Source organism: Kordiimonas aquimaris (assembly GCF_025574485.1).
GTDB lineage: Bacteria > Pseudomonadota > Alphaproteobacteria > Sphingomonadales > Kordiimonadaceae > Kordiimonas > Kordiimonas aquimaris.
In genome coordinates, this window is the sequence record NZ_JAOBPO010000005.1 from 121,504 (window position 1) to 134,307 (window position 12,804).

General features: G+C 44.7%; 15 protein-coding genes. 13 read left to right on the forward strand and 2 right to left on the reverse strand.

Annotation, left to right across the window (positions count from 1 at the left end; translation table 11 throughout):
* Positions 1–40 precede the first annotated feature (40 nt).
* The 4 genes from OEU88_RS15355 (at position 41) to OEU88_RS15370 (ending at position 3,343) form a co-directional block, all read left to right on the forward strand.
* The gene (locus OEU88_RS15355) at positions 41–763 is read left to right on the forward strand and encodes a hypothetical protein (protein WP_262696093.1); all 723 of its coding nucleotides are present in this window, start codon (positions 41–43) and stop codon (positions 761–763) included.
* Positions 764–813: 50 nt separating this feature from the next.
* Entirely contained in the window at positions 814–1,842 is a 1,029-nt protein-coding gene (locus OEU88_RS15360) for a sensor histidine kinase (RefSeq protein WP_262696094.1), read from the forward strand.
* A complete protein-coding gene (locus OEU88_RS15365) occupies positions 1,839–2,594 on the forward strand; it encodes a LytR/AlgR family response regulator transcription factor (RefSeq protein ID WP_262696095.1) in 756 nt (251 codons plus the stop codon). The genes OEU88_RS15360 and OEU88_RS15365 overlap by 4 nt, the downstream gene beginning before the upstream one ends.
* A 98-nt stretch (positions 2,595–2,692) precedes the next feature.
* Positions 2,693–3,343: a hypothetical protein gene (locus OEU88_RS15370; protein WP_262696096.1), complete on the forward strand. Its 651-nt coding sequence runs from the start codon at positions 2,693–2,695 to the stop codon at positions 3,341–3,343.
* 8 nt (positions 3,344–3,351) lie between these two features.
* Here OEU88_RS15370 and OEU88_RS15375 read toward each other — a convergent pair whose 3' ends face one another.
* On the reverse strand, positions 3,352–4,671 hold the full coding sequence (locus OEU88_RS15375; RefSeq protein ID WP_262696097.1) for an FAD-dependent oxidoreductase: 1,320 nt from the start codon (positions 4,669–4,671) through the stop codon (positions 3,352–3,354).
* A gap of 93 nt (positions 4,672–4,764) precedes the next feature.
* Positions 4,765–5,538, reverse strand: a complete 774-nt coding sequence (locus tag OEU88_RS15380) for a methyltransferase family protein (RefSeq protein WP_262696098.1) — start codon at positions 5,536–5,538, stop codon at positions 4,765–4,767.
* Between the two features lie 248 nt (positions 5,539–5,786).
* Here OEU88_RS15380 and OEU88_RS15385 point away from each other — a divergent pair, with 248 nt between their 5' ends.
* From OEU88_RS15385 to OEU88_RS15425, 9 genes are all read left to right on the forward strand, one after another.
* Positions 5,787–6,356 carry a hypothetical protein gene (locus tag OEU88_RS15385; protein WP_262696099.1) on the forward strand — a complete coding sequence of 190 codons (570 nt, stop codon included), beginning with the start codon at positions 5,787–5,789 and terminating at the stop codon, positions 6,354–6,356.
* Between the two features lie 360 nt (positions 6,357–6,716).
* A complete protein-coding gene (gene groES / locus OEU88_RS15390; protein ID WP_262696100.1) occupies positions 6,717–7,004 on the forward strand; it encodes a co-chaperone GroES in 288 nt (95 codons plus the stop codon).
* 59 nt (positions 7,005–7,063) lie between these two features.
* On the forward strand, positions 7,064–8,728 hold the full coding sequence (gene groL, locus OEU88_RS15395) for a chaperonin GroEL (protein ID WP_262696101.1): 1,665 nt from the start codon (positions 7,064–7,066) through the stop codon (positions 8,726–8,728).
* Positions 8,729–8,860: 132 nt separating this feature from the next.
* Positions 8,861–9,787 (forward strand): M20/M25/M40 family metallo-hydrolase, encoded by a 927-nt coding sequence (locus tag OEU88_RS15400; RefSeq protein ID WP_262696102.1) that lies wholly within the window; start codon positions 8,861–8,863, stop codon positions 9,785–9,787.
* Positions 9,788–9,836: 49 nt separating this feature from the next.
* Positions 9,837–10,493: an L-2-amino-thiazoline-4-carboxylic acid hydrolase gene (locus OEU88_RS15405; RefSeq protein WP_262696103.1), complete on the forward strand. Its 657-nt coding sequence runs from the start codon at positions 9,837–9,839 to the stop codon at positions 10,491–10,493.
* A 195-nt stretch (positions 10,494–10,688) separates the two neighbouring features.
* Positions 10,689–11,240, forward strand: a complete 552-nt coding sequence (locus OEU88_RS15410; RefSeq protein WP_262696104.1) for a GNAT family N-acetyltransferase — start codon at positions 10,689–10,691, stop codon at positions 11,238–11,240.
* Positions 11,241–11,313: 73 nt separating this feature from the next.
* A complete protein-coding gene (locus OEU88_RS15415; RefSeq protein ID WP_262696105.1) occupies positions 11,314–11,904 on the forward strand; it encodes a DUF1285 domain-containing protein in 591 nt (196 codons plus the stop codon).
* Positions 11,888–12,508, forward strand: a complete 621-nt coding sequence (locus OEU88_RS15420; protein ID WP_262696106.1) for a CoA pyrophosphatase — start codon at positions 11,888–11,890, stop codon at positions 12,506–12,508. Before OEU88_RS15415 ends, OEU88_RS15420 begins: the two co-directional genes overlap by 17 nt.
* Position 12,509: 1 nt before the next feature.
* Complete coding sequence (locus OEU88_RS15425; protein WP_262696107.1) at positions 12,510–12,803, forward strand: hypothetical protein; 294 nt, start codon at positions 12,510–12,512, stop codon at positions 12,801–12,803.
* Position 12,804 lies beyond the last annotated feature (1 nt).

A 12,804-nucleotide genomic window follows, 5' to 3' on the forward strand; every position in this document is an offset into this window, starting at 1 on the left:
ATGACACCGTGTTGTTACCGACGAATATGAGGAGGTAACAATGAAAATAACGTCAATAATTCTATTGATGGTTTTTGGTACGTTTTCTAGCGTGCAAGGAATGAAAAACGCTAAACCACAAGTCAGTTATATTGGTTTCAACACGCTAAAGGTTGATCAAAAAGTATCTCACAATAAAGCCTTTAATACATATATCGCAGCTATTCTGCCAATTATGGCAAAATACGATATGGGGCTTCAGGTTTACAGGGTTGATCATAATAGCAATCCCGAAATACCTGTTGATTACATTACTTTTGGTACAGCACCTGATCAGACTACATTTCAGAAATTCTTTGCTGATGCTGAATTGCAAGCACAGTTCCCCAAATTGGTTGATGCACTGCAATCGCATTTTGTTACGTTTTTGGATCAACCGATAATGCCCAAAATGACCAAAGTGCCTTACACTCAGTTAACGCTTGATTGGTTGATCAACAAAGACGATGAAACGAAAAAGAAGTTAGCAGGAATTGATGATGCTTTGTTGAGGTATGCAAGTAACTTAAAGGCAGATAAAGCCTATGCTGCGGAAGGATTGTTTGCGACCATTGGCTTAACTGATGATGTCGTTCCAGTGGAGCCTCCCTCTCAAGTTGCTATATGGCATATGGAAGCTCCGCATGATTTTCTTGAAAACAAGGAAGTACGTGCTTTGAATAAACAAGCCGCGACACTGTCGAAGGATTTCCGCTCTTACTGGATTACAAGGCAACATTATTAAGCCTTATAGCTGCTCTCGCGAGAGCAGCTTAATTAGGGTAGGGTGTTTACATGAAAAGCAGTAAATTTAGAAATGCGGATATCTTGGTTTTGTGCCTTATCGGATTTGGTATGCCGACCTACTACAAGGTTAAATACCTACTCGATGATCTGGTTACCGTTACTGACCTCTTGGTGTTGGAGGCGCTTGCGGAATATGTTTTTTCTTTTGCGCTTGCGGGCTTGCTTGTGGGGCTCAATCATTACTTTCGTAAATTTTCTCAGGTAAATACTGCGGGTAGAGCGCTTGCGCAGTTATTGGTTCTGTTGCTCATAAGCGAACTTGTGTCAGTGACTTTTGCATTGTTTTTCTTCAATGTGGTTTATCCAACAGGTGTGCCAGCTTCTTTTCTTTTTGACACGGCATTGGTGTCGCTTTTTGTACCGTTTTTGCTTGCAGGGTTGGCGGATCGTACATTTTTTATTGATGCGGCGCTCCATGCTGAAAAACAGGCGAAAAGAGAGGAAGAGCTGGCATTGGCTGCGCGCTACGAAGCGCTGAAAGCACGGCTTAGTCCGCATTTTCTTTTTAATAGCCTAAATACGCTCGCTGAAATTGTTGAAAGTGAGCCGGTTCTTGCCGTTCAATTTATAGAGAATATGGCTGCGACATATCGCTATATTCTTGAGAAGCGCGACTTGCCTCTGGTTGCATTAGAAGAAGAACTTAATGCGGTTAGGGCACTGCTTGGTTTACTCGATGTACGCCACCCTGGTGCACTGGATGTCACAATCAATATAGCGTCCAAAGATAATTCAGCTCAAATTGTGCCACTAGCGTTGCAAACGCTTATTGAAAATATTCTAAAGCATAATCAATACAGTACCAACGCACCGCTTGGTGTGCGCGTTTACCTTGAAGAAGATACACTGGTTGTACAAAATGAGTTAAGGCCGCGCGCTGACGTTGCTTCAACAGGCACAGGGCTAAGAAGTTTAAGTGAACGGGTACTGCAAATTCATAAAAGACCCTTACTTATTGATCATGCTAAGGGTTTGTTTCTGGCGCGTTTGCCTGTTTTGCGGACGGATGGTGCATGAAGGTTTTAATCATTGAAGATGAACCGCGCGCGGCTGCTCGCTTGAAGCGTCTTGTCGATAAAGTGTCGGATGAGGAAGTAGTGGTTGTGGGTATTTGCTCTTCTGTGGCCAAGTCAGTTGAGTGGTTGGAGAAAAATAAACAGCCAGATCTAATTTTTATGGATATCCGCCTTGAAGATGGAGAATGTTTCGAAATACTTGACATGGTTGATGTAACTGCATCAATTATTTTTTGTACAGCATACGCAGAATATGCAGTTAGAGCATTTCGCGTCAAAGGCATTGATTATTTACTAAAGCCTATTGTGGAAGTTGATCTTCGGACATCACTTGAAAAATACAAGAAATTACGCGGGCTCGAACATGCTGCCAGCAATTGGCATAACTTAAAGCCTGACATTAAAAAAATGCCTATATATACGCAGCGATTAATGGTTGTTGCAGGTAAGCGCTTCTTACCCATCGATATCAAAGATGTGTCTGTGTTACTTGCACATGAAAAAGGAGTGCTCATTAAACACAGTGATGGTTCATCCTGGCATATAGAAGACAGTCTTTCAGGTATCGAGGCAGGATTGAGTCCCAGTGACTTTGTTCGTATTAGCAGGCAGGCTATTGTGAATTTGAGCCATATTGACGAAATGTCGCGCTCTGACCAAGGTTATAAAGTAAGTCTGAGTTCGCAACCTCATGATAAATACAAAGTATCACGAGCGAAAGTGACAGCACTGAAACAGGCACTCAATAGATAATGCCTCTTGATTTTATTGTTTTCACAGAAGAAGCTAAACTTAGTCACTTTGAGTATTAGTTCGCTGTGTCATAAGATCTTCAGAAGGTGTTTTCTTAGATGGATAGGCTGCTTGACCTTTCAACGAACTTGTACCTCATCGGTAGCATTTTCCTGATAACTTTAATATTGCTGCACTATTTTCTGGTGTTTACAAAGCCGCTCACATTGAAGCAATGGAAGCTTGCTGAGTATGTCTGGGTTGGATTAGCACTTATTTCTATTGTCGGCGTGCTTGAAGAAGCGAAATTTCTGCGTGCAAATCAAAATGTTGAACGATCACGTGTCCTGGCTGAAGACAAATTGCAAGCTATTGAAAACTGGTTTGATGTATACGGTGTTTTTGCATGTGATGAGCAGGGCGCTAAAGAACGCTCACCAAAACTATGTACATGGATGAAAGTGAAAAGCAGCGATTTGGCTTTGATACTCTCCAATGAGAGTTTTCCGCCAGATATACCGTTTAATATGCTCTCCGGTATTGATGAAATTACCGGTGGAATTCAGGATGCAGACCGAAAGATCATCAAAGGCTACCTGAATGATTATATTGCCGCGCGGCAGTCCTACATGACAGGGGTAACGTCAGCACGACGGTCAAGTTTGTCTGCGCTTATTGTTTCGCTTGCGCCAATATTGTTTGCTATGGCTGTGGCGCTGAAGTTTACCAAAGTTACAGGTGAGTACAGACTAACCGCTAGCCGCAAATAGGGAAAATATCAGGTTTCTGCGATTGAGACCATTTCCTCAATATCAGTTAATTTAGAGCGTGGTGCGCCGTCATGCGCCGCAGCGATTTCAGCGGCTTCAATCTTCTTCCAGTCCTGAAATGTAACAATCTGTAAGCCGCGTTCAGCTACAATGGTGTCCAGTCCATCTCGTCCGGCCTTACCACTTGGTTTAACTTCATCAAGTATCTTGGCAGCGATGCCCACACCGTCTGGCTTGTTTGTGCCTATAGTGCCTGTTGGGCCACGCCTGCACCAACCGACACAATAAAGGCCATCGGTGATTAAGCCTTCATCGTTTTTGAAGACGCCCCAATTTTCATTATAAGGCACATCTTCAAGTGGGCTGGAACGATAGCCAATACAAGGTACAACAAGACCTACAGGGAGAACTTCTGAACGTCCGGTACCAACACACTTACCGTCTTCCACTGTTGTTTCTTCCAATCTTATGCCGCAAACACAGTCTTCGCCGATGATTGCCATTGGTCGACGATAGAACTTAATATGCAAACGGACATTTTTGTCGTCAGGTTTGTTTTTGGTCATTGCCCGCAAGGCAATGAAATTTTTCTTTGCAGCGCCTTTCAGTTCACTATCGATGCTTTCTTCAGGCATTTGCGCTGGATCGACAAGAGCGACACAGTTATCCAAGTTGTTTAGTTCGCCTAGTTCCTTGGGAGTGAATGCTGCTTCCAGCGGCCCACGCCTTCCAAGAATATAGATGTCGCGAATAGTTGAGCTATGAATTTCCTCAGCGGCGTGTTGTGCAAGATCAGATTGTGCCATTTCATCAGCTGTTTTAGCTAGAATGCGAGCTACATCAACGGCAACATTACCGTTTCCTATAACTGCGACAGCTGCGATCCGAAGGTCAGGGTCTAGATTGCGGAAATCAGGATGGCTGTTGTACCAGCCCACAAACGGACCAGAGCCAATGACACCTGTAAGGTCTTCACCCTCAATGCCAAGTGGCCTGTCTTTGGCGGCACCTGTAGCCAATACGACCGCGTCATAAAGTTCGCGAAGTTCGGCAAGAGTAATGTCGCGCCCTAATGATAAATTGCCAACAAATCGGACATCGTCACGTTGATTGGTTGCTTCGTAGCGCCGTGCAACATTTTTAATGGATTGATGGTCAGGTGCTACACCTGCACGAATAAGGCCGAAAGGTGTTGGCAGGCGGTCAATGATGTCAACACGGACATCTGCATCTCCTGAAGTCAGTGCTTCTGCGGTATAATACCCAGCTGGCCCTGCGCCTATAACCGCGACCCATAAGGTTTTAGAACGTTGACCCTCTTGTTCCATACTACCTCCCTTTGTGGTGCTAGTTTGCCATGAATTACAAACCTGTCAAAGGGAAACATCCCTTCAGTTACCACGAAGACCGCCATGGACGGTTTACTGTTTTTTTGAAATAAAAAGCCGAGGAAACAAGCCGGGGACGCGTTTCATATAATCACGGTAGGTATCACCGAATTCTTTGATCAAGTCTTTTTCCTCATAATGCAGGCCAACTATAATATAGATTATGATGCCGACAGCGAGTATGGCGCGGCCTTCAGTCATATCTGGCGTGGCAAGCATGGCAATGATTACACCTGTTTGAATGGGATGGCGTACCAGTTTGTAAAACAGTGGTGTAACAAAGGTTTTGTTCTGTGCATCTGATGCATCAGCATTCATTGACTGGCGAATGCCCATCAGATGCATGCCATCAATCATTTGGGTGGCGAGGAAAGTGATAACCCAGCCACCCCAAAAAAGTGCTGATATTATTGTGCGTAACATTGGGTCTTCAACAGACCATATAGTATCTGTCATTGGTCGCCAAAATAGTAACATAACAAAAATGACAAGAGCTGTTGCGAGCACATATGTGCTGCGTTCCAGCGGCGCAGGTACGACTTTTGTAAGTTTTGCCTTAAAGGATGCACGCGCCATTACAGTATGCTGCAAAGCAAACAGAATAACTAACAGTATATTGGTGAGTAATGCGGGCATCGGTGTCATTGCGGCGGCAATATCAATTGCGAAGATGCCTAGAATAGGAGTGTTAAGCGCAAGTCCGATATCGACGAATGTATTATTGGCAAAGAATGCAAACCCAATAAGGCTAACCAGACCAAGTGTATAACAAATCAACCCATACACGCCAAAAATAAGCTTTTGCATTGAAACTTCCCTTTTCCCCGAAAGATATTGAGCTTTTGCATAGCATATTAGTAGCCTGAATAAAATGCAGGCCCAAAATGCGTTGACGAAGGATCATTGCTGCGCTTATATCCTGCTTATCGGTGCTTTGGGGTGCCGAACCGCCAAAAGTCTTCACACCCATATTATGTACATAAAGACCATAAGCTAAAAGCATGGTTCTTCAGGACACAAGAGCGCGGTGATTGTCCAATGGTATGGAGAATACAATGCCTAATGGCTCAAGCGGCGATAGCGCCGTAAAACTTATTTCATTTTTAAAAACTGAAGCTCGCTTGTTACACAGAGAAGCACAGCAAGGCGACGTGTTTGCATTGAAGCGGATTTCCGATCAGTGTCCATCAATACAGCTTGGTACGGAATTACAGCGAAAACATTGTTTGGCAACAATCGGGCGCGAATTGGGTTTTGATAACTGGAAGACCGCACTTGATTGCTTTTCAGATAATGAAGAAGCAACATATGGTGCATTTTTGCATCCACGAAGATGCCACGTTCACTGGAACATATGGTTCGCCGATTACACAGAAGCAAAACAGGTAAGGTCTGAACACGGTGGGTATCTGCTGCCTTACAAGCAGCAATATATGATTGTGGACCGCGATTACATCACATCGCTTGGTCTAGAGCCAGATGCGGAGGCGTGGGAAAGCCTTGGACGTGATTGGTTGGCAAAAGCGGGTGATCATGCGCGAAGTGCGTTAGCGCTTCAGATTGCTAATACTCATTTGAATTGGTTCAAAGAACGTTCTTACCAACAGCACGATGGAAAACAGTGACTTAAATATTAAGCTGATACGTAAGGCAAATATTCTTGTTTGCCTTACGTGCTTACATAGATAGGTACAATTGATGGTATTCGTCAGGAAGCTTATGTTTAGTGTTTGAGTGTTTTGTCTTCACTGGCAGTTGAGCAAGCTCCATATGGTCTAATAAACCTTTTGATGAAGCCAAGAGGCGCTTTGCAGCGCCTCGTATAGTTGATGTACATATGAATAATTCGGAGCCAAAAGACGAAAAAATCACATTTGCCCTCTTGAACCCTGTGAAGGCATCCCTTACATAGATGCGCAGTTAGCACTCTATTGATGTGAGTGCTAACAACCCTTATTTCCGGTTTATCAATTAGGAGACAAACCATGGCTCTTCGTCCGCTTCACGACCGTGTATTGGTCAAGCGTCTAGAAAGCGAAGCTAAAACTGCTGGCGGAATTATTCTTCCAGACACAGCTCAGGAAAAACCATCTGAAGGCGAAGTAATCGCTGTTGGTAGCGGCAACAAAGCTGAAGACGGTACTGTAACTGCGCTCGACGTTAAAGTTGGCGACAAAATCCTGTTTGGCAAATGGTCTGGCACCGAAGTGAAATTCGACGGCGCTGATTATTTGATCATGCAGGAAAAAGATATCATGGGCATCATCGAGTAATTACTCGACCCTCGATTTCTAACCCGTAATTCTAAGTCTGATTTATCAGGAGGCCCCCGATGGCTGCTAAAGAAGTAAAACTCCGCGACGAAGCACGCGCCAAAATTATGACTGGTGTTGATGTACTCGCAAACGCTGTAAAAGTAACACTCGGCCCTAAAGGTCGTAACGTAATTCTCGACAAATCTTTCGGTGCACCACGCATCACCAAAGATGGTGTATCTGTGGCGAAAGAAATTGAACTTGCTGACAAGTTTGAAAACATGGGCGCACAAATGGTGAAAGAAGTTGCTTCTCGCACCAATGATGTTGCTGGCGACGGTACAACAACTGCTACTGTTCTTGCACAATCAATCGTACGCGAAGGCATGAAGTCTGTTGCTGCTGGCATGAATCCAATGGATCTTAAGCGCGGTATCGATCTTGCTACAACTACTGTTGTTGAAAGCCTGAAAGGCCGGACAAAAACAGTAACAACAACTGAAGAGATCGAGCAAGTTGGTACAATCTCTGCTAACGGCGAAGCGCAAGTTGGTAAAGACATTGCTGCTGCAATGGAAAAAGTTGGCAAAGAAGGCGTTATCACTGTTGAGGAAGCTAAAGGCCTTGAGAGTGAACTTGACGTTGTTGAAGGTATGCAGTTTGACCGCGGTTACCTGTCACCTTACTTCATCACAAATGCTGAGAAGATGACTGTTGAGATGGAAAACCCACTCATTCTTCTTCACGAAAGCAAACTTTCTAACCTTCAACCTATGTTGCCGCTTCTTGAAGCTGTAGTTCAGTCAGGTAAGCCACTTCTTATCATCGCTGAAGACATCGAAGGCGAAGCGCTTGCTACACTTGTTGTGAACAAACTCCGTGGTGGTTTGAAAATTGCTGCTGTTAAAGCGCCAGGCTTTGGTGATCGTCGTAAAGCAATGCTTGAAGACATCGCTATCTTGACCGGTGGCCAAGTTGTTTCTGAAGATCTCGGTATCAAGCTTGAGAATGTTGGCATTGATATGCTGGGTACAGCTAAGCGTGTGAACATCACAAAAGAAGACACAACAATTGTTGATGGTGTTGGCTCTGAAGAAGATATCAAAGCTCGTGTTGAGCAAATCAAAGCACAAATCGAAGTAACATCCTCTGATTACGATAAAGAAAAACTGCAAGAGCGTTTGGCTAAACTCTCTGGCGGTGTTGCTGTTATCAAAGTTGGCGGCGCTACAGAGATCGAAGTGAAAGAACGCAAAGACCGTGTTGATGACGCATTGCACGCAACACGCGCTGCTGTTGAAGAAGGCGTTGTTGCTGGTGGTGGTACTGCACTTCTTTACGCAACAAAAGCACTTGAGGGCATGGAAGGCGCTAATGACGACCAAACTCGCGGTATCGCGATTATTCGTCGTGCACTACAAGCACCTGCACGTCAAATCGCTGAAAATTCAGGTGTTGACGGCGCTGTTGTTGTTGGCAAACTTCTTGAGCAAGACGATGCAAACTTCGGTTTTGATGCTCAAAACGAAGAATACACTAATCTTGTTGCAAAAGGTATCATCGACCCAACTAAAGTTGTGCGTACTGCGCTGCAAGACGCTGCGTCTATTGCTGGCCTGATGATCACAACTGAAGCAATGGTTGCTGATGTTCCAGAAGACAAAGCTGCTGGCGGCATGCCTGGCGGCGGCATGCCTGACATGGGCGGCATGGGCGGCATGGGCGGTGGTATGGGCTTCTAAGCCAAACCATCCAAGCTGTTTAGTATTGAGTATGGCCCTCGGACTTCTAGTCCGGGGGCTTTTTTGTTGAGTTATTGCCTGTAAGCCGTCATGACTAACGGTGAGAATAGTTTTTCTTTTGGGGAGAGCGTGATGCGCCGTCTGTTGCTTGTATTAGCGTTTACTTTTGTAGTTTCCTGTTCACAGCAAACATCGCCAAGTTTTGATGAACAAGCGGCTATCGATACTTTGCGTATATTGTCTGCGGATGACATGCAAGGCCGTCAGACTGGAACAGATGGTAACGCTAAAGCACGTGCGTATTTACTTGAACGCATTGCGGCACTTGATGTTGATGAAGTTGGCCAGACACACGAACATATGTTTAAATTTATGCGTGAAGTTGAAGAAGAACCAGCTGTTGAAGTGACTGGTACCAACTTACTATTCCGCATTAATGGTACAGCGGATACCGGGAAAACCATTGTTGTCTCGGCACATTATGATCATGTGGGTGTCAATGATGGTAAAGTATTCAATGGTGCTGATGATAACGCATCAGGCGTTGCTGGGGTGCTGGCCATTGCAGAAAGCTTCAAAAACAATCCACCTAAGAATGACATCATATTTGCGTTGTTCGATGCTGAAGAAATGGGCCTGCAAGGCGCCAGGGCATTTGTTCGCAACCTAGAGCTCATAGACCCTAATATTTCCTTTAATGTTAACTTTGATATGTTAAGCCGCAGTGATAAAAACGAGCTATATGTTGCAGGTGTATTCCACCGACCATACCTAAAGCCTGTTATTGAGGGCATTGCTGCCAAAGTACCCACCAAGCTATTGATGGGGCATGATGACCCTGAATTGGGTATAAATGATTGGACGCAAGCATCTGATCAGGGACCATTTCATAATGCAGATATCCCTTTCCTCTATTTCGGCGTTGAAGATCATCCTCACTATCATCAGCCTTCTGACGAGTTTGAAAGTGTGCCGGTTGAGTTTTTTATCCGCTCGCTCAAAACAGTTGTTACAGCTGTTCACGCTGTAGATGAGCAGTTGACGGGGTTCTCATTGTAAAGTGGTTATGGCCTAGCTAGACGTTTCTTATTTGGAACAAGGAACTCTCATGACTTTAAAGCAATCAAAAAAGCTCGGTAAAAAGTTTGATCAACTTTGGAAACGTTCCTGTGTGCCTGTTTTTACGCACTTGCTTGAATTTGATGAAAGTGTGTGGCGCGGCGAAGCAGGTTCGATCTTTTTGACAGTTGCCGAAGATTTGCCAAAACTTAATGAAGCACCTGCTTCATTAAGAGTGTCACACATTGCATCAGCTAACATGATCGCGCTTTATAAGTTTCTTTTGAACAAGGAGTTTGAGAGGGGGACCGCCGAGCGCTTGGTGACTGATATCATGGAGTTGGAGATTGCTAGAGTCCCTGATTTTCTGAAGCGTTTATCCACTTGGTTTATGTTTTCTGGAGTAGGGCAATATTTTACCAAGTACTTTGCCGAGAAATCCTCGGTTATGAATGACGGCCAATACCGTATGGAATACCAACGCCTGGGGGCGGATTCATTTAGCTTAAATATTACGAATTGCGCCACATGTACCTTGGCTAAGAAACAAGATGTGCAAGAATTTGTGCCAACCATATGTAATGTTGACAAAGTGTTATCTGATGAATTTGGTTGGGGATTACAGCGCACTCAAACAATTGCCAAAGGTAGCAAGCATTGCGATTTTGTTTTTGTGCGAGATGCATATACAAATGTTGAAAAATAAATGCGGTGCGTGAAAATAACGCTAGATTTCTACAAGGCAGAGCCTTATTATCCGCTTCCGTTCTTCATTAAAGCGTAATGATACCTATGTTAAACATGCTTCATATCAACCGGGTTAACCGGCTTCGACGACGATAACACTTAGGCTTTCCCTTTTGTTGTCCCTGGTGCATGGCACCGTTGATATGAGAACGTTATGTTTGAAATTTGTCCTGAGCATCAGCTTGATGCCCCTGCTGTAGAGCAACTCCTAGATTCTGTATTTGGTCCAAACCGTTTTTCCAAGGCTTCATACGCTGTGCGCCGGAATGTCATGCCTATTCAGGATTTATCTTTCATTGCCCGCGCCGATGACGGTCTTATAGGAACTATTCGTTTTTGGCCTATAACGGTGAAAGACATGTTGTGCGGTGATACTGAACAGGCACTGTTGCTTGGTCCTTTAGCCGTTTCCGGTAGTGCGCGTGGTCAAAATGTTGGCGCCTCATTGGTTTGGCATGCATTGAACGAAGCAGAAAAGTCAGGATTTAGACGGATACTGTTGGTAGGCGATATGACATATTATGGTCGGTTTGGTTTTCGGCCAACATTGCCAAATTACATCACGTTGCCTGGTGGGCGTGATGCGCGGCGTCTTTTGGTGCGACAGTCGGCGCTTTTATTGTCTTTACCAGCTGTTGGTAAGGTTGAGCCTTACACCCAATGTGGTTTTATGAAACGAAATTCAATACCTGTGGCTGCTGAATAACTTAACTAAAGAATGATGTACCTCTTTCATTTGTTAGTGCTCACGCCATATAATGGTGGCAGGAGATTTGCTAATGCCAACAAAACAATATGCTGGTTCATTTGACCTGAACACTTTTGTTAAACAGGTTGAGGGACAACGTTTCCCTCCTGTTGATAAATGGGAGCCGGAATTTTGTGGTAATATTGACATGCGCATAGCTGTTGATGGTACATGGTTTTATATGGGCACGCCCATAGGCCGCGAAAAAATGGTACGCCTTTTTGCATCCGTTTTACGTAAGGATGCTGACGATCAAACATACCTAGTTACGCCAGTAGAGAAGATTGGCATAACTGTTGATGATGCACATTTTGTAGCGGTTTCTGTTGAAGTGGCCGACCATGGTGACAATCAATCACTTTGTTTTGTCACCAATACGGGTGACAAAGTTATTGCAGACAATGAGCATCCTATACGCGTAGAAATAGACGCTGAAACAGGAGAACCACGCCCTTACATCTTGGTGCGTGGTCGCCTTGAGGCATTGATTAGTCGTTCAGTGTATTATGAGCTTGTGGAGCATGGAGATATTGTGGAGCAAAATGGCGTTAGTAAATGCAGTATTTTAAGTAACGGCGTTACGTTTTCGCTAGGTGAGTGGTCATATGAAAACATGGCTTGATGCTGCCTTAAAACAAGAGAACCCTGCAGCACGCGGGTCGCGCAGTGATTTTGATCTCAATAATGAAGCGGACCAGGCTGAATTGGAATCTGAAACGCTGCGGGCTGCAGCTGTTTTGGTGCCAATTGTGATGCATGATGAAGGCCCGACAGTCCTTCTGACAAAACGAACTGAAAACCTTAGTAAACACGCCGGGCAGGTTAGCTTCCCGGGAGGCAGCATTGACCCTGAAGATGAAGATGATGTTGCTGCTGCACTGCGTGAAGCCAGTGAAGAGATAGGTTTGCTTCCTGAGCAGGTGCAAATTCATGGGCGTTTGGATATGTACCGCACAGGTACAGGGTTTGAAATTTCTCCTATTGTTGCAACAATCGAGCCTGGGTTTGAGTTGATAATCGCGGAAGATGAAGTAGCCGAAGCGTTTGAGGTGCCTCTGGACTTCTTTTTGGATCGTAGTAACCATCAGCAGCAAAGTGCGGTTTGGCGTGGTCGTAGACGACATTATTATGCTATGCCGTATGGAGACTACTTCATTTGGGGGGCAACTGCGGCTATGCTCGTTAACCTGATTGATATTTTGGAATCCGTACGGGAGAGCGCATAACATGCTTGTCTTTCTTCGAATAATGCTGTTGATCTTGCCTATTTTGGCGGTGGCTTTGTGGCTTAGATGGCGATCGAAACAGTCGATGGAAGACGCTGACTTGCAGCTTGAAGCTAAGCGTTTTCGGATTGGCGTCGGCTTTTTGCTGGTAGCTATGGTGCTTACTGGCCTGAGCCTACGTGTATTCGATGATGGAGCTGGTGACACTGACTCGGTTTATGTTCCGCCGCATGTCGTGGATGGTGAAGTGGTCCCCGGAAAATTTGTTCCGAAAGATGACCCGGAAACACCATAGA